A 23,833-nucleotide genomic window follows, 5' to 3' on the forward strand; every position below is an offset into this window, starting at 1 on the left:
GCACGATTGCCGCTCGGGGCGCGGGACACACCCGAGAAACGATGAGCATTGAGAAGGTGGCTCTCATTTTCACCGAGTACCGGCAAAGGCTCGCGGCAAGTAGACTTCGGTTATTCGATCAAAGCGTTCGGCGTCACGAGGCAAAGGCTCGGGGCGTAACGTCAAAGGGTGAAGATTATGGACAGCTCCTTCTATGTCGGCGTGTCGGCCGCTCTCTTTGCGGCCTTTGCCTTTTCGCTCAACTTTATCGTGCCCTTCGTCATCGGTGACTATTCCACGTTCGATTTCGCTCTCATCCGCCATTTCGTCTCGGCCCTCGTTGGCCTGTTCATCCTGTTCTCGGAGAAGCACGCCGCACGCCATCTTACGCTCCGGAACTGTTCACAGGCCCTTTGGCTCGCCTTCGTCGGATATGTCGGCTACTTCCTCACGGTAACGGGAGCAGCCGTCTATGCCGGCCCCGTCATCGCGCCGGCCTTCCTCGGTCTGGTGCCGATCGTCTTGATGGTCATTGGCAATCGGCGTCAGGTATCCCTGCCATGGCGGTCGCTTATGGCGCCTCTGGCGCTGGTGCTGATCGGCCTTGTTCTGGTCAATGGGACTGCATTCACGGCTGAAGGACTGAATTCGGTCGAATCCTTGTTGGTCGGCGTGCCGCTGGCGCTGGCTGCCGTGGGACTTTGGGTCTGGTTCGCTCTCGCCAATCAGGCTGCACTCGCCGCCCGACCGGAAATGCCCTCCGGTGTGTGGTCGGCGCTGATACTGGTGGGCGGCGGCGTCTTGATGCTCGCCTTCTATCCACTCGGTGCCGCGATGGACCTTTTCAAGCTCCCGGCATTGGGATTCGGCTGGAGTGCCGCCGGCAGCTTGTATGTTTGGGGTGCGTCTCTAGCGCTTCTGGCAACCGTAGGCGGCGTCTGGGCCTGGAACATTGCGTCACGCAGCCTGCCCGTCGCCTTGGCCGCGCAATTGATCGTGTCGGAAACAGCCTTCGGCGTCATCGGAGGACTTGTTGTCCATGCCCGCTGGCCGACCTTGAACGAAGTCGCTGGGGTGGCGGTCCTGGTCGCCGGTGTCGTTCTGTCGGTGCGAATCTTCTACGATCGCCAATTTGCCCCGGGAAAGACATTGCTTGCTCTGGAGTGACCTCTGCGGTCGTCTCGAGCGCTCCCAGGAGACACGAAAGAGCCCGCGCGGCAAAGCCGGCGGGCTCATCTCTGTTAAAAAGCGAATCGTGATTACTTCGCGAGGTTACGCTTGCCGAGCGTGCGCAGGCGCAGCGCGTTCAGCTTAATGAAGCCGGCTGCATCCTTCTGGTCGTAAGCGCCCTGGTCGTCCTCGAAAGTGACGAGCTTATCGGAATAGAGCGACTTTTCGCTCTCGCGGCCGATGACCATGACATTGCCCTTGTAGAGTTTCAGCGTCACTTCGCCTTCGACATGCTCCTGGCTCTTGTCGATCAGCGCCTGCAGCATCTCGCGTTCCGGCGAGAACCAGAAGCCGTAATAGATCAGCTCGGCGTAGCGCGGCATGATCTCGTCCTTGAGATGGGCGGCGCCGCGGTCGAGCGTGATCGATTCGATGGCGCGATGCGCCGAGAGCAGGATGGTGCCGCCGGGCGTTTCATAGACGCCGCGGGACTTCATGCCGACGAAACGGTTCTCGACGAGATCGAGACGGCCGATGCCGTTGTCGCGGCCATAGGTGTTGAGCGTGGCCAGCAGCGTCGCCGGCGACATCTCGACACCATTGATCGAGACGGCATCGCCCTTGCGGAAGCCGACCTTGATTGTCGTCGCCTTGTCGGGAGCGGCCTCCGGCGAGATCGTGCGCATGTGCACATATTCCGGGGCTTCCTGTGCCGGATCTTCCAGAACCTTGCCTTCGGAGGAGGAATGCAGCAGGTTGGCGTCGACGGAGAAGGGAGCCTCGCCCTTCTTGTCCTTGGCGACCGGGATCTGGTGCTGTTCGGCAAAGGCCAGCAGCTCCGTGCGGCTCTTGAACGCCCAATCGCGCCACGGCGCAATGATCTTGATGTCAGGATTCAGGGCATAGGCGGAGAGCTCGAAACGAACCTGGTCGTTGCCCTTGCCGGTCGCGCCGTGGGCGATCGCATCCGCGCCGGTCTTGCGGGCGATATCGATCAGATGCTTTGAGATCAGCGGACGGGCGATCGAGGTGCCGAGCAGGTAGACGCCCTCGTAGACGGCATTGGCGCGGAACATCGGAAAGACGAAGTCGCGCACGAATTCCTCGCGGACGTCCTCGATATAGATCTCCTTGATGCCGAGCATTTCGGCCTTCTTGCGCGCCGGCTCCAGCTCCTCGCCCTGGCCGAGATCGGCGGTGAAGGTGACGACTTCGGCGCCGAGTTCCGTCTGCAGCCACTTCAGGATGATCGAGGTGTCGAGGCCGCCGGAATAGGCGAGCACGACTTTCTTCACGTCTTTGTATGATGCCATGATGATGAGGTCCGTTGCATAAAGGCCGGCGAAAACCCGGTGTCGCGGCACTTTTAGCGAGATTGGCGCGTGACGCAAGGGCAAGTGCGATGGCTGAGGCGCCGATAGCGTTTGACAGTGCGCAAGCGGCACCCATATTCGGCTGCGTGCGAACAATGCTCGAGGAGGGGCTGTCCCCGTGACGAATATTCAAGATATTTTCAAGAAGTCCAATGTTGCCGTCATCACCGGCGGCGCTTCCGGCATCGGACTTGCGGCGGCGAAGTATTTTGCCGGACGCGGCATGAGCATCGTCATCGCCGATCTCGGCGGCGATCGGCTGGCCAACGCCGCCGAGGAGCTCAAGGCCATTGCCGGCGAAGAGGATGTGATGGCAGTTGAGACCGACGTCGCCAGCCGGGAATCCCTGGAGGCGCTGGAACGCGTCGTACTCCAGCGTTTCGGCCGCGTGCACGTGCTGATGAACAATGCCGGCATCGGCCCGGAAACCTCGATCTTCAGTTCGCAGTCAAATTGGGACCATATCTTCGCCGTCAACCTGATGGGCGTGGTCAACGGCACGCGCGTCTTCGGGCCGAAGATGCTGTCCCACGGCGAGCCCGGCCTGATCATCAATACCGGCTCCAAGCAGGGCATCACCACGCCGCCGGGCAACCCCGCCTACAACATCTCCAAGGCTGGCGTAAAAGTCTTTACCGAGGCGCTCGAACACGAACTGCGCAACACCGCGGGTTCAAAGATCTCGGCGCATCTGCTGATCCCCGGCTTCGTCTTCACCGGCCTCACCAAGGGCGACCGGGCGGAAAAGCCAGCCGGCGCCTGGACACCGGAACAGACGGTCGATTTCATGGTCGAAAGCCTGGAACGCGGCGATTTCTATATCCTCTGCCCCGACAACGACGTGACCCGCGCGGTCGATGAACGCCGCATGGCCTGGGCCGCCGGCGATATCATCGAGAACCGCCCGCCGCTGTCGCGCTGGCACAAGGATTACGCCGACAAGTTCAAGGCCTTCCTCGAAGAGAAGTAATCGGTGCCACTGCATTTCACCCGGAAGCGTGCAGCGGTCCCGGGATAACGACATGCACAAAACAAACAGCGAATGCGCGCCACATGAATCAAGTTTAGTGCGACGCGCATGAGAAGGTTTGATTGGTAATTTTCTGAAGGCTGGATAAGTAGTCACCTTGACTGTCCAGCTTTCCGAGCGTGCCATGGATTTCCTGCCGAACCTGCCGACCCTTCTCGCCTTTGCCGCCGCGACGCTGCTGCTCGCGGCGACCCCAGGTCCCGATATGACGCTGTCGATCAGCCGTTCACTCGCCCAGGGCAAGAAGGCGGCCCTTTTCGTCGTCGTCGGCACCAGCCTCGGCATCGTCGTCCACACCATGCTGGTCGCCTTCGGCATTTCGGCGCTGATCACCGCTTCGCCGACCGCTTTCCTGATCCTGAAGACCGGCGGCGCCGGCTATCTGCTCTGGCTCGCAGTGCAGGCGATCCGCTTTGGCTCGAAGCTGACGGTCGCCAAGGTCGAGACGCAGAAGGGCACCGCGCTTGCCAACGTCTCATCCGGCTTCTGGGTCAATCTCCTGAACCCCAAAGTCATCATCTTCTTCATGACCTTCCTGCCGCAATTCGTCAGCGCCGGCGATCCCGCCGTCACGCAGAAGCTGCTGTTTCTCGGCTTTTGTTTCATCCTGATCGGCATGCCCGTCAATGCCGCTGTCGTCTTTGCCGCCGACTGGCTGGCGTCCTGGCTGCAGAACAACAAGAAGGTTCTGCGCGGCATGGATTACACCTTCGCCGGCGTCTTCTCGATCTTCGCCGCCAAAATCCTGCTCACCCAGGCCCGATAGGTCGCGGTCGGCTTTGCCGATCCGCACGCTGACAGCTCAGCCGATCAGCACGCTGTTGGTTCAGCCAATCAGCAAAGCATCGTCATCGAGCGTCTGGCCGCGCATCTTGCGGAACATGGCGATCAGATCTTCGACCTGCAGGTCCTTCCTGCTGTCGCCCGCCACGTCGAGAACGATCTCGCCACCATGGAGCATGATCGTGCGGTGGCCGTAATCAAGCGCCTGGCGCATGGAGTGCGTGACCATCATCGTCGTCAGCTTGCGCTCGGCAACGATCTTCTGCGTGAGGTTCATCACGAACTCGGCCATGCCGGGATCGAGGGCCGCCGTATGTTCGTCGAGCAGCAGCACTTCGGAGCCGGCAAGTGTCGCCATGACGAGCGACACCGCCTGCCGCTGCCCGCCCGAGAGCAGATCCATGCGATCCTTCAGCCGGTTCTCCAGCCCCAGATTGAGCTCGGCGATCCGCTCCTTGAAATAGTCCCGACGTTTGCCGCCAAGCGCCGGCACAAGCCCGCGCTTTTCGCCGCGCCGGGCAGCCAGAGCAAGATTCTCTTCGATCGACAACGAGCCGCAGCTGCCCGTCAGCGGGTCCTGGAAGACGCGTGCCACCAGGCCGGCGCGCGCCGCCGTCGATTTGCGCGTCACATCGCTCTTTCCGATCAGCACCTGTCCTTCGCTCGGGATGACATCGCCGGCGAGCACGCCGAGCAGCGTCGATTTGCCGGCACCGTTGGAGCCGATGACGGTGACGAAGGAGCCTTGCTCGATGGTCAGGCTGACGCCATTCAGCGCCTGCTTCTGCAGCGGCGTGCCGCGTCCGAAAACGACCTTGATGTCTTTGACGCTGATCACGACACGGCACCTCGGCGAAGACGGGGAAGAATGAGCGCGAAGGTCACGAGCACCGCCGTCACGAAATTGAGGTCGGAGGCCTGCAGGCCGATGACGTCGCTCGACAGCGCCAGCTGGATCGCGATGCGATAGAGGATCGAGCCGAGCACGCAGCCGACAAGCGCGATCAGCAGGCCGCGGCGTCCGAACAGCGTCTCGCCGATGATGACCGCCGCGAGCCCGACGACGATCGTGCCGACGCCCGAAGTGACGTCGGCAAAGCCGTTGGTCTGCAAACAAGGCGCCGCCGAACGCCACCAGCGCGTTCGAAATCGCCATGCCGAGATAGATTTGCCGGCTGGTGTCTACGCCCTGGGCGCGGGCCATGCGCGCATTGGCGCCGGTCGCGCGCATCGCAAGCCCGGCATCGCTTTCGAGGAAGCGCCAGACAAGGATCAGCGCGACGATCACCAGAACGCCGACAAAGAGCGGCCGCACGTAGAAATCGCGCAGGCCATGACCGAAGAAGGAGCTGATCATCGTATCGGCATTGATGAGAGCGACGTTAGGTTTTCCCATCACCCGCAGATTGACGGAGAAGAGCGCGATCATCGTCAGGATCGAGGCGAGCAGGTTGAGGATCTTGAAGCGCACGTTGAGCAGCGCCGTCACCATGCCGGCCGCCGCGCCCGCCGCCATCGCAATCAGCGCCGCGAGCCAGGCATTGACGCCGGCAATAATCAGCACCGCGGTCACCGCCGCGCCGAGCGGAAAGGAACCATCCACCGTCAGGTCCGGGAAATCGAGGACGCGGAAGGCGAGATAGACGCCGAGGGCGACGAAGGAATAGACCAGGCCGAGCTCGACGGCCCCCCAGAATGCGATTTGGCTCAAGGCTTTCAGCCCCTTTTGTTTCCGTTCCGCCCGTCGCGAAACCGCAGCCTTTTAATACTTCAGCCGCCCCCACGCAAACGGGAGCGGCTGAATGTGAATGGGTCGATGCAGCGATGAGCGGTTATTCGATGACCTTGTTGGCGCGCGAAAGCACGCTCTCGGGCAGGGTGACGCCCATCTTCTGGGCCGCCGCCTTGTTGACGACCAGATCGCTGCCGGCGGCAGTCTTGACTGCGATATCGCCGGGGTTTTCGCCCTTCAGCACCCGCACGACGATTTCGCCCGTCTGCTTGCCGACATCGTAATAGTTGAAGCCGAGGGCGGCGATCGAACCGCGCGAAACCGAATCCGTATCGGCAGTGAAGAGCGGCAGCTTGCTTTCTTCGGCAACCGCAACGGCGCCTTCGAGCGCGGAGATGATCGTATTGTCCGTCGGAACGTAGATGGCGTCGGCGCGGCCGACGAGGGCGCGCGCCGCACCCTGAACCTCGGCAGACTTGGTGGCAGCCGATTCCACGACCGTCAGGCCGGCCTTTTCGGCCTCGGCCTTCAAGACGGCGAGCAGCGAAACCGAGTTCGCCTCACCTGAGTTGTAGAGGTAGCCAATGGTTTTGACCTTCGGCACGATTTCCTTGATCAGCGCCAGGTGCTCGGCGACCGGCGACATGTCGGAAAGGCCGGTCACATTGCCGCCGGGCTTGTTCATGTTCTTGACGAGCTGGGCGCCGAGTGGATCGGAGACGGCAGTGAAGACGACCGGAATGTCACGCGTCGAGGAAACGACCGCCTGGGCCGAGGGCGTGGAGATCGGCACGATGACATTGGGCTCGTCGCCGGCGAACTGGCGGGCGATCTGGGCAGCGGTGGCCGGATTGCCCTGCGCCGATTCGAACAAGAATTTCAGGTTCTCGCCTTCCTTATAGCCGGCGGCCGTCAGCACGTCGAGAACGCCCTTGCGCGCGGCATCCAGCGCCGGGTGCTCGACGATCGCGGTGACGGCGACGGTCACGTTGTCGGCCTTTGCGGGCAGGGAAAGGGACAAAGTGGCGGCAAGAGCGAGCAGAATCGGGCGCATGGGTGTCCTCCTGAATGATTTTGGCGGCACTATTAGGAAAAGCGCATGCTTAAATCAATGCAGGAGAATTGTAGCGACGATCAAACTTGCTGATCAGTCGTCGGCGCCGTGATTGGCGATCATCATCGCCTCGAAGGCCAGGCGCTCGGTCTTGCGCATGCGTTCGGATTCCGATTTCAGTTGGCCGCAGGCGGCAAGAATGTCGCGGCCGCGCGGCGTGCGGATCGGCGAAGCGTAACCCGCCGAATTGATGAAATCGGCGAATTTCTCGATCTGCTCCCAATCCGAACACTGATAATTGGTACCGGGCCAGGGATTGAACGGAATGAGGTTGATCTTCGCCGGCACGCCCTTCAGAAGCTTGATCAAACCCTTCGCGTCTTCGAGGCTGTCGTTGACATCCTTCAGCATCACATATTCGAAGGTGATGCGCCGCGCATTGGAAAGGCCCGGATAGGCCTTGCAGGCGTCGATCAGCTCCTTCAGCGGATATTTCTTGTTGATCGGCACGAGGATGTCGCGCAGGTCATCGCGCACCGCATGCAGCGAGATCGCGAGCATGACGCCGATCTCCTCGCCGGTGCGGAAGATCTCCGGCACGACGCCGGAGGTGGAAAGCGTCACGCGGCGCTTGGACAGCGACAGGCCGTCGCCATCCGTGGCGATCAGCAGCGCCTGCTTGACGCTGTCGAAATTATAGAGCGGCTCGCCCATCCCCATCATCACAATATTGCTGACCTTGCGGCCCTCGGCAGGCATGATCGTGCCCTGCGGCGCTTCACGATCCGGGAAGTCGCCGAGCCGGTCGCGAGCGAGCAGCAACTGCGACAGAATTTCCTCCGCCGTCAGGTTGCGCACCAGGCGCTGTGTCCCGGTATGACAGAAGGAACAGGTCAGCGTGCAGCCGACCTGGCTTGAGATGCAGAGCGTGCCGCGGCCCTCTTCCGGAATGTAGACGGCCTCGATCTCGACCGGGCGTCCTGCGCCTCGCGCGGGAAAACGCAGCAGCCATTTGCGCGTGCCGTCGTTCGAGACCTGCTCCTCGACGATTTCCGGACGCGCGATGGTGAAATGCGTCTTCAGCATTTCACGCATATCCTTGGCGACATTGGTCATATGGTCGAAATCAGAGACGCCGCGCACATAGATCCAGTTCCAAAGCTGCGAGACGCGCATCTTGATCTGCTTTTCGGGTACTCCCTTTTCCCGGAGCGCTGCCGCCATTTCCTCGCGGGAGAGCCCGATCAACGACGGCTTCTCGGCGCCGGAAGGCGGGCGCGCGGCCTGAGGTTTGTTGACGACGATCGCATCCATGACGGACATAGGCTTCTGACCTCGAATTCAAACACGTAACCGTTCCGCAAGCCGCTGACTTCACGGTGTGATCCGGAAGACTTGCGGGCGCATGACGGCACATTGGCAGAAATTGATCGCAGACGGCGACTGATATCGCGAACTGTCCGCTGTTTACGCGGCCTTTAGCATCATTTTGGCTGCGCGTCACTATAGATGGAAATAACAAAGGCCGGCGCAAGGCCGGCCTTTTGAACTCTCTCAGCAAAAGCCGCTTACTTGCAGCTTTCGATCTGCTTGAGCGCTGCCGAGATGCCCGAGAGCGAATAGCTGTAGGACGTGCCGGTGCCTTTGCGTGAAACCGCATTCACGGTCATCGAATGGCCGGTCTTCATCGCCGCGACGAGGGCCGGCTCCTGGGCAGCATTCTCGACCCAGCCGGCCTTGTCCTTGGTGAACATGACGAAGGTCTTGTTGTCGATGACGACGTTGATCTTCGAATTTTCCTTCACCGTATAGCCCATCATCGCCTGCGGCTCATAGGAGATGTTCTGGCCCGGACGCTGCGAAACGATGAAGAAATTGTCGCCGTGGTCGACGCTTGCCGGCTGCTTTGCCGTCGGGACCGACAGGACGTAACACACGGTGCTGTTGCCCGACTTGTAGGAATAAGCCCCCCAGGCCTGGAACTGCTGAATGCGGGTCGGCGCGGCGGCGGTCGCGGCCTGCTGCGCTGCCGCCACTCCGGCCATTGTCATGGTGAGGGCGAGGGCGGATACGATACTTCTTACAAACATGGATTCCTGCCGGTTCTTGCGATTCAAGGCCCGAAGCGATCATAGCGGGCGCCGCATAATCACGATCTGCTTTATTTTGACTTAATTCAGGTTACCAAATGGTCAACAATAGCTGCGATTTGTATGTGCCTGTGTCATTTCAGCTCGACTGCCACTTTTGCCCCTTGCCGAAATCGGCTGCGATGCCGGTGCGCCGATGGGCACGGCTGGCCGTTCGGCTGAACTTAAGACACAAAGATTCAGGCAAGAGTTTGACCTTTCAAAAATCCGCTGTACCTCATTAACACTTTGGAAATCCGGGACGAAATTTTTGCCCTAGGGGGCCGGTGAGACGAGATGGGTCCTCGGAATGACAGCGTTTCGCTGCCCTCGCAAAGGCCGTGGCAGACGATCGCGACCAGCAGGCCTTTCCATCTTGTTCGACTATTTCGGCCCGCGCCTGAAGACGTGGCTGACGCGCCAGAAGATGACCTCAGGCGACGCCGGAGAGCTGGTCCAGGAGATCATGGTCGTGCTCTGGCACAAGTCCTGTCCCTACGATGCCACGCGATCTTCTCTGTCGACCTGGCTTTTTCGCATCGCCCGCAACCGCCGCATCGATCTGCGGCGCCGCACCAGCACCCGCACTTTCGACGAAACCGACCCGACCCTGCTGCCATCGGCCGAGACCGGCGCCGATGAAATCATCGCCAATGGCGATCGCGACGCCAAGCTACGCGCCGCTGTCGAACAACTGCCGGAGGAACAGCGCGACGTGATGCGTGCAGCTTTCTTCGTTGGCGAATCGCATTCGGGCTGCCGCTCGGCACGCTGAAAACACGTATTCGGCTTGCATTTGGAAAGCTTCGCAAGATGCTGGAGCGGGAACTCGGCTGAACCGAGCCGCGGTCTTCAAATCGTTTTCATCGTTTCGGCGGGCCTGTCGGCAAGGACCCTGTCCGCCGCGTCGTAATGGCTCGGCCGGATATGACCGCGCACCATGGCGAAGGCGGCGGAAAGCACGGCGATGTCGTCAGAAAAGCCGATGACGGCGAAAATATCCGGAATCATGTCGACCGGCATGACGAAATAGGCCAGCGCTGCCAGCAGCACGCCGCGCACCTTGGTCGGCGTCTGCGGATCGAGCGCACAGTAGAAACCAGCAACGACGTCGCGCGAGAAGGGAATCTGCCGGACAGCCCGGCGGAAGGTCGGCCAGAACTTTTGCCGTACGGTTTCCTCCCGCCGGTTCTGGGTGTCCTCGTCGCCCGGCAGCAGGATTTCCCCGAATTTGACCTCGTCCATCCCTGAATCCTTTCGTCCATGCGAACATATGGTGATGGCGCTTCGGCTTTCAATCAGCGCTCGTTTTCAAACGGCACCGCGTGCTGCCACCTTGTCCATCGCCCTGGCGAGCTTGAAATCCAGTTCCGTCAGCCCGCCGGCATCATGCGTGTTCAGCGTCACATCCACCCTGGAATAGACGTTGAACCATTCGGGATGGTGGTTGAGTTTCTCGGCCGTAATCGCCGCCTGCGTCATAAAACCGAAGGCCTCGATGAAATTTGAAAACTTGAACGTTTTCGAGATCGAAGAGGCCGCATCGTTGAGCGCCCAGCCTGAAAGCTCGGCCATTCGTGCCTCGGCCGCGCCCCGTTCCAGTCTTTCCTGTTTCATGCCATGGTCCTCTCATCTGTCAGCAGGTTACCGATGAAAGACATCAGCATCCTTTTCGTTTGTATGGGCAATATATGCCGTTCTCCGCTCGCGGAGGGAATTTTTACCCATCTTGTCGCCGAGGCGAGGCTGACCGATCGCTTCACGATCGATTCCGCCGGCACCGGCGACTGGCATGAAGGCGAACCGCCCGACCGCCGTTCGATCGCTGTTGCCCGCAATCATGGCCTCGACATAGCAGGGCAACGTGCCCGGCGCATCCGTTCGATCGATTTCGTCAGTGTCGATCTGATCGTCGCCATGGACCGCGACAACGTGGCGGAACTCAACAGGATCGCCCCTCCCGAGGCAAATATCCAGCTGTTCGGCGATATCGCGCTGGGAACGGGGGAGGACATTGCCGACCCCTATTATGGCGGTCCGGAAGGTTTCGAGCTGCTCTATACCAGGCTCTTGACCGGCTGCAGCAGCCTGCTCGAAACGCTGGTCGCCGGACGTACTTCGTGCAGCGGGAACACTTCCTCGGTGAGATAGGGCCCGCCACCGACCGATTCGCGCGATGAAAGCAGCACGAAACGCGGCGCCGTGAAGGTCGCGGTGTGGAAGTTGCCGCGCCCACTCAGATATTGCACGACATCGTCGAGCCGCGAGGATTTCAGCCGTGCCAGCGTCACGTGCGGCGTGAATTTGCGCGGATCCGGCGGCAGGCCGATGCGCTGGCAGATCCGTTCGATCTCGGCCTGCAGGGCGTACATTTCAGGCGAATGAGAAACGCCTGCCCAGACCGAATGCGGCTTCTTTGAACCGAACGAGCCGATGCCTTCGAGCCGGAACTGAAACTCCGGCCGATCGATCCGATCGAGACGTTCAACGATTTCATCGGCCGTGCGGCCGTCGACATCACCGATGAAGCGTAGCGTGATGTGGTAATTTTCCACATCGATCCATCGTGCTCCGGGGAGGCCACCGCGCAGCAATGAAAGGCTCATTGCCGCATTGCGCGGAATTTCGAGGGCGGTAAACAGTCTCGGCATAACGAGCACTCCCCGAATCTTTTGCAGGTGCTTACACGGAATCACGCAATCAATGGCCGTGCAAGCCCCTAATTCTTCACAGAAGAAATCGTATCGATGAAATTTGTGACATCAGCTTCCATTTTCTCGACCATGACGTCGACACCTCTCGCGTTCGGATGCATGCCGTCATCGAGCTTCAGCCCCGCATCGAGCGCAACCCCGTCAAGGAAGAAGGCATAGAGTCGAACTCCGTGTTTCTCCGAAAGTTTCCGATAAATCGGATTGAAGCGCGCCGCATAATCCGCTCCCATGTTCGGCGGCGCCATCATGCCGACAAGCAGCACCGCTATGCCGCGCGCCTTGAGCCGGGCAATCATCTGGTCGAGATTTTTCTCGCTCTCTTCCGGCGGAATTCCACGCAGCGCATCGTTGGCGCCAAGCTCGAGGATAACGCCATCGGTGCCGTCGGGGACCGACCAGTCGATCCGGGCAAGCCCACCTGTCGTGGTGTCGCCGGAAACCCCGGCATTGGCAATGGAAACGTCGAGCCCCTTCGCCTTCAACGCCGCCTGCAGCTTTTCCGGAAAGCCCTGGCCGGGCGGCAGCTGATAACCCGCCATCAGGCTGTCCCCGAATCCGACGAGATTGATCGTCCGCGCATTCGCTCCAACGGCAAAGATCAGCGACACCGCGATTACGGTGAATTGAAGCGCGGCAACTTTAAATCTCATTCTGGCTTCCCTAGATTGGCGAGGTGCCGTTATGCGGCCATTGCGTTAGAGATTAATATAGGGCGATTTCCGTTGGCAAAAACCATCATCGAGTTGAAGGGCGCCGATCTCACCCTTGGCAGTGCGGCCGCCTCCGTCCATGTTCTGAAGGGTATCGATCTCGATATATCAGCCGGCGAATCCGTCGGCATCGTCGGGCCTTCCGGGTCCGGCAAATCCACTCTGCTGATGGTGCTTGCAGGACTGGAGAAGCTCGACAGCGGCGAAATCAACATCAATGACACACCGCTCCACGCCCTCAGTGAGGATGAGGTCGCCGATTTCCGAGGCCGCAACATCGGCATCGTCTTCCAGTCCTTCCATCTGATCGCCAACATGACGGCGCTGGAAAACGTCGCGGTGCCGCTGGAGCTCGCCAATATCAGCAACGCCTTCGAAATCGCCCATCGCGAACTGAGTTCGGTCGGTCTCGGGGAACGGCTGAACCACTATCCCTGCCAGCTTTCCGGCGGCGAGCAGCAGCGCGTGGCGATTGCCAGAGCGCTCGCTCCTTCGCCCGCCTTGCTGATTGCCGACGAGCCCACAGGCAATCTCGATACCGAGACCGGCCGACAGATCGCCGACCTTCTTTTCGCCAAGCAGGCCGAGCGCGGCATGACCCTGCTTCTCGTCACCCACGACGTCTCGCTTGCAAACCGCTGCTCGCGCCAGATCCGCGTCCGTTCCGGCAGGATCGAGGGCGACAGCGCTGCCCGCCGCAGCGAAGCGGCAATCGCATGAGCATGGTCACGCCACGCGTCGCGCTCGCTTTTCGCCTGGCGCTTCGCGAGTTGCGAGGCGGCATCCGCGGCTTCTATATCTTCCTGGCCTGCATCGCACTCGGCACCGGGGCGATCGCCTCCGTCAATTCCGTTTCGCAGTCGATCACCGACACGATCGCGTCGCAGGGGCAGGAACTGCTGGCGGGCGACGTCCGCTTCGAACTCAACAATCGCCAGGCGACACCTCAGGAAATGAGCTTCCTTCAGGGCCTCGGAACCGTTTCGGTTTCAACGGGTCTGCGCTCGATGGCCCGCAAGCCCGACGGTTCTGATCAGGCGCTGGTCGAGGTCAAGGCGGTCGATGACGCCTATCCGCTCTACGGCAGGTTCGTCGCCGAACCGGACTATCCGCTTGCAGCCCTGCTTTCCGGCCAAGGCGGCACCTATGGCGCGGTCGCCGCCCCGCTGCTTCTCGATCGGCTCGGCCTTGCGATCGGCGACGAATTGCTGCTCGGGAATGTCAAGCTCAGCATTACCGGTACAGTGAAGACCGAGCCGGACGCGCTGTCGGAAGGCTTCGGTTTTGCGCCTCGTCTGCTTGTCAGCCGACAGGCGCTCGAAGCCTCGGGGCTGATCCAGACCGGAAGTCTGGTTGAACACGCCTATAAGATCCGATTGGAAGACAAGCGCGCCATGTCGGGCATCCAGGCGCGTGCCTCCAAGGAGTTTCCCTCTGCCGGCTGGGCGATCCGCACCAGCGACCGCGCAGCACCCTCGCTCACTGAAAACATCACCCGTTTCTCGCAATTTCTGACGCTGGTCGGCCTCACAGCCCTGATCGTCGGTGGTGTTGGCGTCGCCAACGCCGTGCGTGCTTTCCTCGATTCCAAGCGCACCACCATCGCCACCTTCAAATGCCTCGGCGCTCCGGCCGCCGTCGTCGTTCTGATTTATCTCTTTCAGATCGCCATCATCGCCCTTGGCGGCATTATGGCCGGCCTGGTCATCGGCGCCCTGTCGCCGATCTTTGCAGCACAGTTCCTGGCGCAGTTCCTGCCGGTCTCGACCGAGCCGACCCTCTATCCCAGTGCCCTGCTGCTTGCGACGCTCTTCGGCATCCTGACCACGCTCGCCTTCGCCATTCTGCCGCTCGGCCATGCCCGCGAAGTACCGGCCACCGCGCTCTTCCGCGAGCAGGGTTTTGAGGCCCGCCGTCTACCGTCCTGGCCCTATATCCTGCTTGCCGCCCTCTTCATGGCTGCCCTTGCCGGCCTTGCCATCCTCACCGCCTATGATCGTTTCATCGCCGTCGTCTTCGTCGGCGCAATCGTCTTCGCCTTCGTCGTCCTGCGCCTCGTCGCCGCCTTGATCGCCTGGCTCGCGCGCCGCAGCCCGCGCGTTCATTCGCCGGCGCTCAGGCTCGCAATCGGCAACATCCACCGCCCCGGCGCGCTGACGCCATCGGTCGTGCTCTCGCTCGGCCTTGGCCTGGCGTTGCTGGTGACCCTGACCCTGATCGACGGCAACCTGCGCCAGCAGCTGACCGGCCGAATGAACGAGGGTGCACCCAACTTCTTCTTCGTCGATATTCAGAGTGCCGAGGTCGACGCCTTCCGCAATCTTGTCCAGACGCAGGCGCCGAAGGGCAAGTTGATGGAGGTGCCGATGCTGCGCGGCCGGATCGTTGCCTTCAACGGCGAAGACGTCACCAAGATGAATGTGCCGGCCGCCGGCCGATGGGTGCTGAACGGCGATCGAGGCATCACCTACGCCGACACGCTGCCGGAAAATGCCGCCCTCACCGAAGGCATCTGGTGGCACAAGGATTATAGCGGCGAGCCGCTCGTCTCCTTCTCCTCGGAAGAGGCGCATGAACTCGGGCTCAAGATCGGAGACACGGTGACCGTGAACGTGCTGGGGCGCAATATCACGGCAAAGATTGCCAATCTGCGCCGCGTCCAATGGGAATCACTGTCGATCAATTTTGTGATGGTCTTCTCACCGAACACCTTCCGCGGCGCCCCGCATGCCTGGCTGGCGACCCTGACCGATCCCTCCTCGACGCCGGCCGAAGATGCGGCGATCCTGAAATCCGTCACCAATACCTATCCGACGATCACCAGCGTGCGAGTCAAGGACGCGATCGACATCGTCAACCAGCTCGTCGAGCAGCTTGCGACAGCGATCCGTGCCGCCGCATCGGTGGCGCTCATCGCCTCGATTCTTGTCCTGGCCGGTGCGCTCGCCGCCGGCAACAGGACGCGCACCCACGATGCGGTGGTGCTGAAGACGCTCGGCGCCACCCGCGCCATGCTGATTCGTGCCTTCAGCTACGAATATCTGATCCTCGGACTGGCGACTGCGATCTTCGCACTCTTTGCCGGCGCCATCGCCGCCTGGTTCATCGTCGCCCGCATCATGCGACTGCCGTCTGCCTTCCTGCCTGACGTGGCGGGCCTGACGCTGGTGACGGCACTCGTTCTGACAGTCGGCATCGGCCTCATCGGCACCTGGCGCATCCTCGGGCAGAAGGCGGCGCCCGTGCTGCGCGAGCTTTGAAGCTGTCCCAAGGCCTTCACCTTACGGCGATTTAACCGGCCGCGCCGTTGCAGGCCCTTGTTTGCAAAGGGCGAAAGCCTCATATTGTCTGCAGGCATGCTGGAGCTCCGCAGCGGCGCCCGGGTCGAGAACCCCGACACCGTATCTCCTTCGGAGCTTGTAAGAGGAAACTATGGCTGATCTTCGTAACTATCAAAGCCGCGTCCAGACCGGCGAGATGATTGATCAAGGCCTGCGCGCATATATGCTCAAGGTCTACAACCTGATGGCGCTCGGCCTGGCGATCACCGGCGTGGCCGCATATCTCGGATTCAACTTCGCGGTCCAGGACGGCCAGCTCACCCAGTTTGGCGCGCTTCTGTTCCAGTCGCCGTTGCGCTGGGTCGTCATCCTTGCCCCCCTTGCGGTCGTCTTCTTCCTGAGCTTCCGCATTCATCAGATGAGCGTCTCCGCCGCCCAGACCACCTTCTGGATCTACGCCGCCCTGGTAGGGCTGTCGCTCTCGTCGATCTTCCTGGTCTATACCGGCCAGAGCGTCGTTCAGACCTTCTTCGTCACCGCCGCCTCCTTCGGCGCATTGTCGCTTTACGGCTATACCGCGAAGCGTGACCTGTCGGCGATGGGTTCGTTCCTGATCATGGGTCTCTTCGGCCTGATCATCGCCTCGCTCGTCAACATCTTCCTGGCTTCATCCGCGCTGCAGTTTGCGATCTCGGTGATCGGCGTGCTGATCTTCGCAGGCCTCACCGCCTACGACACGCAGCGGATCAAGGAACTCTACTATGAAGCCGATGACGTCGCTGTCGCCGGTCGCAAGGCGATCATGGGCGCACTGACGCTTTACCTCGACTTCCTCAACCTCTTCATGTTCCTGCTGCAGTTCATGGGCAACCGCAGATAACAGGCGCAATGAGATCGAAAAGGCGGCTTTGGCCGCCTTTTTTGTTGCGCCGGTTTCGCAGGGATGATTTTAGAGGAGCCTGCTCTTCCGATGGACCTGCCGCCCCGATGTCCTTCCTCCTGCGCAACGCCGCCCAAGCCGACATCCCCGCCATCACGGAGATCTATGGTGACTCGGTCCTGAATGGCGTTGCAAGCTACGAGATTGCGCCGCCCTCCGAGGCCGAAATGGCCCAGCGTTTTTCCACGATAGTCAGTCAGCAATATCCCTACATCGCCGCGGCCGATGCGGACGGAAAACTCCTGGGCTACGCTTATGCGTCGGCCTTCCGCACCCGCCCCGCCTATCGCTGGATGGTGGAGGATTCAATCTACCTGGCCCGCGAAGCCCGCGGCCGTGGCATCGGCAAGGCACTGATGATCGAGCTGATCGACCGCTGCACCGCGCTTGGTTTTCGTCAGATGGTAGCCGTCATCGGTGGCGCGAGCCCGGCCTCGATCGCGCTTCATCTGAAGGCAGGTTTTGTGGAGGTCGGCCTGATGAAGGGCACCGGCTACAAGCACGGCCACTGGCTGGACACGATGCTCATGCAGCGCAGCCTCGGCGAGGGCATGACAACCGATCCGAATCCCTCCACCTACCCCGGTACGCTGTTTGCGGGCTGATAAGAGTTATTTGTCCACGAGTTTCAAGGTTTTGTCGAATACCTTGAGGACCTGGTTCAACTCGTGTCCGCGCTTCAGGATCATGCCGTTGATATTGATCACGGAATAGGCACCCTGCTTGGCGGCAAGCTTCGGGTTCTTCTCAATCCGGAAGAGTGGCATCTCGCCGGAGCGCTTGAAGACGGAAAAGACCGCTCTGTCCTTCAGATGGTCGATGGCGTAATCACGCCATTCCCCCTCGCCCACCATGCGGCCGTAGATCCACAGGATCGCATCCAGCTCGCGCCGGTGGAAAGTCACCGGAAGCGGGTCCTTGCTTTGTTTGTATTCCCTGAGATCGACGATGACCGAGGAACTATTGTCGACGGAGCGGCTTTCGCCGTGTCGCAAATCCGGCTGATCTGTCATCAGGTCTCCAAGGCCTCCGCTTGTGACAGGAGAGTGACAGTTTGCCCGAGCCGCCGCAAATTGCAAGAGCGGCGCTCCTTCCATTCGCCGCACGTCCAGTCACGTTCGCTGGGGACCAAGCAATGCTTTCTCCCCAGTGCCGCATTTCAGTCAAAACAGCGCCTCATTTGCGGGAGATTTATGCATCCCGGTTTGGCGCCAGCGCGCCAAAGGGCCCGGCGGAGCGTATCGACCTTAACCCCAGCCCCGAATACGCTCGGCCGGGCCGCCCGCATTTCACCCGTACTCGGGTGAAATATCAGATGCTTTTTCCCGCCATCACCACGGTCGCGCCGAGGATCGCCGCCGGATCGCCGTCGGCCGTGGCCGACTGTAGCAGGATTGCGCAGCCCTCGAGCTGCGGCCGCTGCAAGACGCTCGCCGGTAGCGTCAGACTGGTCGCCTTGCCATCCCACATGCCGACGGTTTCGACGTTGGTTACGCTGTGCAGATAGGAGATTTTCTTTCCGCTGTTTTCCCCTTTTTCAACGTCGATTGTCTTCTCCTTGTCGAAATAGACCATGACGACATTGGCCTTGCCCTGTCCGGCACCGATCTTGATCTCCAGCTCGTCGCCGCGCATCGCCGCGCTGACGGGAACGGTCAGCCCATTGCCTTCGCTGCTGTAGGTGTCGATCTTGCTGTTGATGCCGGTGAGATCGGCGCCGGCCAAATGGCCGCGCCCATTGACGATGGCCTGCGGCGTATAGACGTTGCTGCGACCCATCGTCCTGGCATAGCCATACTGCCGCTCGGTATTTTCCTTCGAGCTCAGCGTATCGGCCCAGCCGAGATAATTCCAGTAGTCGATGTGATAGGCGAGCGCGATAACATCGCCCTGGTTCACCAGCTTGCGGAAGGCGGCATCAGCGGGAGGACAGGAGGAGCAGCCTTGCGACGTGAAAAGCTCGACGACGCCTTTGGGCTTGCCGTCTTCGGCATGCGCCGAGCCTGCAAGAGCAACGCCGGCGACCAGCGGAATCAAGAAACGGGGGGACATTCACCTGCACCTCTTTTTCAGCGCCGGCGGCGTTTAGGAACCGAAGGCTCTGAGACATGACCGTAGGAATAATCCTTCCGGATCCAAACGAAAAGTCACGAACGGGTGAGACGTAGCTCGCCCGGAAGGCGCTGAAAACAAATCATCGTGAGCCCCATCGAATACTGTCGCCGCAAAGAAGAGCCGCCGGAAATTGCTCTCCGGCGGCCGCCATTATCATAGCAAGCTCCTAGATCCGGATGATTTCAGGCCGATTCGGCCTAAAATCTGAATCCGGATCTACATCAAAGAAGCAGAGCATGATGTTGTCCGAAAACCGCTCACACTTTTCGGCATCATGCTCGACAATCAGGCAGCGAGATCACGCAGAACCGTCTGCAGGATGCCGCCATTGTTGAGGTAGATCACCTCGTCGAGCGTATCGACGCGCGACAGCAGCGGAACTTCCTTCACCGTGCCGTCGCCATAGGTGATCTTGGCGATCTTCCTCTCGCGCGGCTTGATCTTGTCCAGCCCCTCGATGGTGACGAGCTCGTCGCCCTTGAGGCCGAGGCTCTGCCAGGTCGTGCCCTCTTCGAAGACGAAGGGGATGACGCCCATGCCGACCAGGTTCGAGCGATGGATGCGCTCGAAGCTCTGGGCGATCACGGCCTTGACGCCGAGCAGGTTGGTGCCCTTGGCAGCCCAATCGCGCGAGGAGCCGTTGCCGTATTCGACGCCGGCAAAGATGACGAGCGGCACGCCTTCGGCCTTGTACTGCATGGCGGCGTCATAGATCGATGTCTCTTCCTTCGACGGATAGTGGATCGTGTAGCCGCCTTCCTTGCCGTTCGGGCCAAGCATGTGATTGCGGATGCGGATATTGGCGAAGGTGCCGCGCATCATCACTTCATGGTTGCCGCGCCGCGTGCCGTATTGGTTGAAGTCGGCAACGGCAACGTCATGGCCGATGAGGTATGCGCCGGCCGGCGATGCCGCCTTGATCGAACCGGCCGGAGAGATGTGGTCGGTGGTGATCTTGTCACCGAACAGGCCGAGGACGCGGGCGCCCTTGATGTCGGAGACGCCGGTGCCCTTCTTGCCCATGCCGACGAAATAGGGCGGATTCTGGACATAGGTGGAGTTGTCGTCCCAGGCATAAGTCTGGCCCGGCGGGACCTGGACGGCCTGCCAGTTGGCATCACCCTTGAAAACGTCGGCATACTTGGTTTCGTAGAGTTCGCGGGTGACGTATTTCTGAATGAACTCCTGCACCTCGTGCGAGGTCGGCCAGATGTCCTTGAGGTAAACAGGGTTACCGTTCTGGTCTTCGCCGATTGGCTCCTTGGTCAGGTCCTTCTGGACCGTGCCGGCAAGAGCGTAGGCGACGACGAGCGGCGGCGACGCGAGATAGTTCGCCTGGACGTCGGGCGAGATGCGGCCTTCGAAGTTGCGGTTGCCGGAGAGCACGCCGGAAACAATCAGACCCTTGTCATTGATCGTCTTGGAGATCGGCGCCGGCAGCGGACCGGAATTGCCGATGCAGGTGGTGCAGCCGAAGCCGACGAGGTTGAAGCCGAGCTTATCGAGGTCGGCCTGCAGGCCCGACTTGGCGAGATATTCGCCGACGACCTGCGATCCGGGCGCGAGCGACGTCTTGACCCACGGCTTGGTCTTCAGCCCCTTGGCAACGGCGTTGCGGGCGAGAAGGCCGGCAGCGATCAGCACCGACGGGTTGGAGGTGTTGGTGCAGGAGGTGATGGCGGCAATCGCGACGTCACCATGGCCGAGATCGAAATCGGTGCCTTCGACTGCATAGCGGTTGTTGAGCTGCCCGGGCTTCTTGTAGTCGGCTTCCATCGATGTCGCGAAACCGGAAGCGATGTTTTCAAGCGCGATGCGGCCTTCCGGACGCTTGGGGCCTGCCATCGACGGCACGACGTCGCCGAGGTCGAGCTCCAGCGTATCGGTGAAGACGAGGTCGGAACCGTCGCCTTCTCGCCACATGCCCTGGGCCTTCGAATAGGCTTCGACAAGCGCGATGCGATCATGCGTGCGGCCGGACATGGTGAGATAGTTGATGGTTTCGCCGTCAACCGGGAAGAAGCCGCAGGTCGCGCCGTATTCCGGACCCATGTTGCCGATCGTCGCACGGTCGGCGAGCGGCATGTTGTCCATGCCGGGGCCGAAGAATTCGACGAACTTGGAAACGACACCCTTCTTGCGCAGCATCTGCACGACGGTCAGAACGAGGTCGGTCGCGGTGACACCTTCCTTGAGCTTGCCGGTCAGCTTGAAGCCGATTACTTCGGGCAGAAGCATCGAAACCGGCTGGCCGAGCATGGCGGCTTCGGCCTCGATACCGCCCACACCCCAGCCGAGAACGCCGAGACCGTTGATCATCGTCGTGTGGCTGTCGGTGCCGACGCAGGTATCCGGATAAGCGATCGTCTCGCCGTCCTCTTCCTTGGTCCAGACGGTCTGGCCGAGATATTCGAGGTTGACCTGGTGACAGATCCCGGTGCCGGGGGGAACGACCCGGAAGTTCTTGAATGCCTGCTGGCCCCACTTCAGGAAGCGGTAGCGTTCGCCGTTGCGCTGATATTCCAGCTCGACATTCTTGGCGAAAGCCTGCGGCGTGCCGAATTCGTCGACGATGACGGAGTGGTCGATGACGAGATCGACGGGAACGAGCGGGTTGATCTTCTCGGGATCACCGCCGAGCGACACCATCGCGTCGCGCATCGCGGCCAGATCGACGACGGCGGGAACGCCGGTGAAGTCCTGCATCAGCACGCGCGCCGGGCGATAGGCGATTTCGTTTTCGACCGCACCCTTGTTGTTCAGCCACGCGGCGACGGCGAGGATGTGCTCCTTGGTGACCGACTGGCCGTCTTCGAAGCGCAGCAGGTTTTCGAGCAGCACTTTCATCGAATAGGGAAGCTTCGATACGCCGGCCAGACCGTTTGCCTCAGCCTTGGGCAGGCTGTAATAGACATAGTCCTTCCCGTTCACGGAAAGCGTGGAACGACAATTGAAACTGTCAAGAGATTTAGACACGAGAGACCCCGTTCTGATAGCCAACACAGTCGTGCGAACGCCTATGCACTTAATGCACATCAGGATGCGGGTACGGCCATTTCCGCTGTCCGCACGTGAAGCAGACGCTCCAAGTTCGGCACAAGGATGAAATTCACGCCGACCGCTGGCGTGGTTGCCGGTCTTATAGATAATTTCCTAAAAACTTGCCATACCCGACCACGGTCAAAATCGGAGATTTTTTGACCCTCCCGCGAGCCGAAACGAAGAAAGAGCCGACGCATGCAACTCACTGCCGAAAATCTGGCTGCAAGGCGCGGTGAGGATCTCATTTTCGTAAACATTTCCTTTCACTTGACAGCAGGAGAAGCCCTTGTCCTGACCGGCAAAAATGGATCGGGAAAATCCACTTTGCTGCGCGTTGCCGCCGGTCTTCTCAAGCCCGAAAAGGGAACTGTCATCTTCCGCGATAAGAGCCCTCAAGGCCGCCATCCGGGCGAGGTCAGCCACTACCTAGGCCACCGAAATGCGATGAAGAATGAACTTACGGTTGCAGAGAATTTGGAATTTTGGCAGTCCTTCCTCAGCAGCCCGGGCGCCGCCGGCCTCCCTCTCGAAGACGCCGCCGAAGCCGTCGGCCTCTTAGGGATCACCCACCTTCCCTTCGGCTATCTCTCCGCCGGCCAGCAGCGCCGCTTCGCCTTCGCCAAGCTGCTCGTCGCCCACCGCCCCATCTGGATCCTCGATGAACCCACGGCGGCACTGGATGCGAGCGCCGACCGGCTGTTTGCCGCACTGATCGAGGCGCATCTGGCCAAGGGTGGAATCGTGCTCGCGGCAACGCATCAGCCGCTGGGGCTGAAGACTGTGCAGGAAATGAAGATGACGGGCTTCGCCGGTGTGGATCAGGGGGTGTGGGGGTGATGGTTTTCCGTGTGGTCCCCCCCCTCTGCCCTGCCGAGCATTTCCCCCACAAGGGGAGAGATCGGCAAGATGCGCCGACTTTGCGAAAGCTTAATCCTGCACAAATCGGCTCCCCTCATCCGCTGCGTTTGATGGGGGCAAGAGCGCGCCCCCGGCCGATCTCCCCCCTTGTGGGGGAAATGCCGGGCAGGGCAGAGGGGGGTGCCCCGTCCTCCGTAGATGCAGAGAGCCACCCCGCATGACCGCCCTCTTCCTCCGCGACCTCAAACTCTCGATTCGCGCCGGCGGCGGCGCACTGATCGGCGTGTTGTTCTTCCTGACCGTCGTCGCCGTCATCCCTTTCGGCGTCGGCCCTGACCTCAAGCTTCTCTCCCGCATCGGCCCCGCCATCGTCTGGATCGGCGCACTGCTCGCTGCCCTTCTCGGCCTCGACCGCCTGTTCCAGGCCGAGCGCGACGATGGATCGCTCGACTTGATGCTGATGCAGGAAACGCCGCTTGTCCTGACCGTGCTCCTCAAATGCTTCGCCCACTGGACCGCGACCAGCCTGCCACTGGTCATCGCTTCGCCGCTGCTCGGCCTGTTCATGAACATGGACGAGAGGGCGATCGGCGCCACAGTGCTGACGCTCTTCGTCGGGTCGCCGGCGATCACCTTCATCGGCGCCGTCGGCGCTGCCGTCGCCGTCGCTCTGCCCCGCGGCGGCCTGCTGGTCTCGATCCTCGTGCTGCCGCTGACCATCCCCGTGCTGATCTTCGGCGTCAGCGCCACCTATGCTGCGGTCGAAGAACCAGCGCCATTCCTGCCGCCCTTCCTGATATTGATCGCACTGACGCTCTTCTTCGCGGTCATCGGCCCGGCCGCCGCCGCTCTGGCGCTGCGAAACACGGCGGATTGAATGCCTTTCGATTGCGGGAAAAGCCGGTTCAAGGTAAGGAAAGCGC

The 23,833-nt window shown here is 61.1% G+C and carries 22 protein-coding genes and 2 pseudogenes; 11 read left to right on the forward strand and 13 right to left on the reverse strand.

Annotated features, from left to right (window positions below):
- The first annotated feature begins 177 nt into the window (after positions 1-177).
- The gene (locus PH551_RS24450) at positions 178-1,146 is read left to right on the forward strand and encodes an EamA/RhaT family transporter (protein WP_285195369.1); all 969 of its coding nucleotides are present in this window, start codon (positions 178-180) and stop codon (positions 1,144-1,146) included.
- Positions 1,147-1,238: 92 nt separating this feature from the next.
- Here the strand turns inward: PH551_RS24450 and PH551_RS24455 are convergent, their stop codons facing one another.
- Positions 1,239-2,462, reverse strand: coding sequence for an argininosuccinate synthase (locus tag PH551_RS24455; protein WP_138396359.1), 1,224 nt, complete (start codon positions 2,460-2,462; stop codon positions 1,239-1,241).
- A gap of 178 nt (positions 2,463-2,640) precedes the next feature.
- On the opposite strand from PH551_RS24455, the gene PH551_RS24460 reads away from it, so the two are divergent.
- Both PH551_RS24460 and PH551_RS24465 read left to right on the forward strand, forming a co-directional pair.
- Positions 2,641-3,492: an SDR family NAD(P)-dependent oxidoreductase gene (locus tag PH551_RS24460; protein WP_285195370.1), complete on the forward strand. Its 852-nt coding sequence runs from the start codon at positions 2,641-2,643 to the stop codon at positions 3,490-3,492.
- A gap of 184 nt (positions 3,493-3,676) precedes the next feature.
- Positions 3,677-4,318, forward strand: a complete 642-nt coding sequence (locus PH551_RS24465) for a LysE family translocator (RefSeq protein ID WP_085779730.1) — start codon at positions 3,677-3,679, stop codon at positions 4,316-4,318.
- Between the two features lie 60 nt (positions 4,319-4,378).
- Here PH551_RS24465 and PH551_RS24470 read toward each other — a convergent pair whose 3' ends face one another.
- From PH551_RS24470 to PH551_RS24490, 5 genes and pseudogenes are all read right to left on the reverse strand, one after another.
- A complete protein-coding gene (locus PH551_RS24470; RefSeq protein ID WP_085779731.1) occupies positions 4,379-5,173 on the reverse strand; it encodes an ABC transporter ATP-binding protein in 795 nt (264 codons plus the stop codon).
- Positions 5,170-6,046 (reverse strand): annotated as a pseudogene (locus tag PH551_RS24475) (ABC transporter permease). Before PH551_RS24475 ends, PH551_RS24470 begins: the two are co-directional and overlap by 4 nt.
- A 121-nt stretch (positions 6,047-6,167) precedes the next feature.
- Positions 6,168-7,121, reverse strand: a complete 954-nt coding sequence (locus tag PH551_RS24480; RefSeq protein WP_285195371.1) for an ABC transporter substrate-binding protein — start codon at positions 7,119-7,121, stop codon at positions 6,168-6,170.
- Positions 7,122-7,214: 93 nt separating this feature from the next.
- Positions 7,215-8,444 (reverse strand): dual-specificity RNA methyltransferase RlmN, encoded by a 1,230-nt coding sequence (rlmN, locus tag PH551_RS24485; protein ID WP_221113732.1) that lies wholly within the window; start codon positions 8,442-8,444, stop codon positions 7,215-7,217.
- Positions 8,445-8,689: 245 nt separating this feature from the next.
- Positions 8,690-9,211, reverse strand: coding sequence for an invasion associated locus B family protein (locus tag PH551_RS24490; RefSeq protein WP_085779735.1), 522 nt, complete (start codon positions 9,209-9,211; stop codon positions 8,690-8,692).
- A 380-nt stretch (positions 9,212-9,591) separates the two neighbouring features.
- Between PH551_RS24490 and PH551_RS24495 the strand changes: the two are divergent.
- A pseudogene (locus tag PH551_RS24495) lies at positions 9,592-10,087 on the forward strand (sigma-70 family RNA polymerase sigma factor).
- Positions 10,088-10,102: 15 nt separating this feature from the next.
- On the opposite strand, the gene PH551_RS24500 reads toward PH551_RS24495, so the two are convergent.
- On the reverse strand, positions 10,103-10,495 hold the full coding sequence (locus PH551_RS24500; protein ID WP_085780227.1) for a YkvA family protein: 393 nt from the start codon (positions 10,493-10,495) through the stop codon (positions 10,103-10,105).
- A 66-nt stretch (positions 10,496-10,561) separates the two neighbouring features.
- Entirely contained in the window at positions 10,562-10,867 is a 306-nt protein-coding gene (locus PH551_RS24505) for a 4a-hydroxytetrahydrobiopterin dehydratase (protein ID WP_285195372.1), read from the reverse strand.
- Positions 10,868-10,900: 33 nt separating this feature from the next.
- Between PH551_RS24505 and PH551_RS24510 the strand changes: the two genes are divergently transcribed.
- Positions 10,901-11,401 (forward strand): low molecular weight protein-tyrosine-phosphatase, encoded by a 501-nt coding sequence (locus tag PH551_RS24510; RefSeq protein ID WP_285195373.1) that lies wholly within the window; start codon positions 10,901-10,903, stop codon positions 11,399-11,401.
- Here the strand turns inward: PH551_RS24510 and thpR are convergent.
- Together thpR and PH551_RS24520 are read right to left on the reverse strand one after the other, a co-directional pair.
- Complete coding sequence (gene thpR, locus PH551_RS24515) at positions 11,308-11,901, reverse strand: RNA 2',3'-cyclic phosphodiesterase (RefSeq protein ID WP_097598187.1); 594 nt, start codon at positions 11,899-11,901, stop codon at positions 11,308-11,310. The two genes, PH551_RS24510 and thpR, sit on opposite strands and share 94 nt — an antisense overlap.
- Before the next feature lie 68 nt (positions 11,902-11,969).
- Positions 11,970-12,614, reverse strand: coding sequence for an arylesterase (locus tag PH551_RS24520; protein WP_183705157.1), 645 nt, complete (start codon positions 12,612-12,614; stop codon positions 11,970-11,972).
- A 72-nt stretch (positions 12,615-12,686) separates the two neighbouring features.
- On the opposite strand from PH551_RS24520, the gene PH551_RS24525 reads away from it, so the two are divergent.
- The 4 genes from PH551_RS24525 to PH551_RS24540 all read left to right on the forward strand — a co-directional run bounded on the left by PH551_RS24525 (position 12,687) and on the right by PH551_RS24540 (position 17,500).
- On the forward strand, positions 12,687-13,394 hold the full coding sequence (locus tag PH551_RS24525) for an ABC transporter ATP-binding protein (protein WP_285195374.1): 708 nt from the start codon (positions 12,687-12,689) through the stop codon (positions 13,392-13,394).
- On the forward strand, positions 13,391-15,934 hold the full coding sequence (locus PH551_RS24530; protein WP_285195375.1) for an ABC transporter permease: 2,544 nt from the start codon (positions 13,391-13,393) through the stop codon (positions 15,932-15,934). The genes PH551_RS24525 and PH551_RS24530 overlap by 4 nt, the downstream gene beginning before the upstream one ends.
- Before the next feature lie 172 nt (positions 15,935-16,106).
- Positions 16,107-16,835: a Bax inhibitor-1/YccA family protein gene (locus PH551_RS24535; protein WP_085779743.1), complete on the forward strand. Its 729-nt coding sequence runs from the start codon at positions 16,107-16,109 to the stop codon at positions 16,833-16,835.
- Between the two features lie 107 nt (positions 16,836-16,942).
- A complete protein-coding gene (locus tag PH551_RS24540) occupies positions 16,943-17,500 on the forward strand; it encodes a GNAT family N-acetyltransferase (RefSeq protein ID WP_285195376.1) in 558 nt (185 codons plus the stop codon).
- Between the two features lie 6 nt (positions 17,501-17,506).
- Here PH551_RS24540 and PH551_RS24545 read toward each other — a convergent pair whose 3' ends face one another.
- The 3 genes from PH551_RS24545 to acnA all read right to left on the reverse strand — a co-directional run bounded on the left by PH551_RS24545 (position 17,507) and on the right by acnA (position 21,986).
- Positions 17,507-17,908, reverse strand: coding sequence for a DUF2794 domain-containing protein (locus tag PH551_RS24545; protein WP_085779745.1), 402 nt, complete (start codon positions 17,906-17,908; stop codon positions 17,507-17,509).
- Positions 17,909-18,206: 298 nt separating this feature from the next.
- Positions 18,207-18,947: a DUF1223 domain-containing protein gene (locus PH551_RS24550; RefSeq protein WP_285195377.1), complete on the reverse strand. Its 741-nt coding sequence runs from the start codon at positions 18,945-18,947 to the stop codon at positions 18,207-18,209.
- A gap of 348 nt (positions 18,948-19,295) precedes the next feature.
- Positions 19,296-21,986, reverse strand: a complete 2,691-nt coding sequence (gene acnA / locus PH551_RS24555; protein WP_285195378.1) for an aconitate hydratase AcnA — start codon at positions 21,984-21,986, stop codon at positions 19,296-19,298.
- Between the two features lie 261 nt (positions 21,987-22,247).
- On the opposite strand from acnA, the gene ccmA reads away from it, so the two are divergent.
- Together ccmA and ccmB are read left to right on the forward strand one after the other, a co-directional pair.
- The gene (gene ccmA, locus PH551_RS24560; RefSeq protein WP_285195379.1) at positions 22,248-22,889 is read left to right on the forward strand and encodes a heme ABC exporter ATP-binding protein CcmA; all 642 of its coding nucleotides are present in this window, start codon (positions 22,248-22,250) and stop codon (positions 22,887-22,889) included.
- Positions 22,890-23,127: 238 nt separating this feature from the next.
- Positions 23,128-23,787: a heme exporter protein CcmB gene (gene ccmB, locus PH551_RS24565; RefSeq protein WP_221113740.1), complete on the forward strand. Its 660-nt coding sequence runs from the start codon at positions 23,128-23,130 to the stop codon at positions 23,785-23,787.
- Positions 23,788-23,833: the final 46 nt, after the last annotated feature.

Origin of the sequence: Rhizobium atlanticum (assembly GCF_030182485.1) — a bacterium.
GTDB lineage: Bacteria > Pseudomonadota > Alphaproteobacteria > Rhizobiales > Rhizobiaceae > Rhizobium.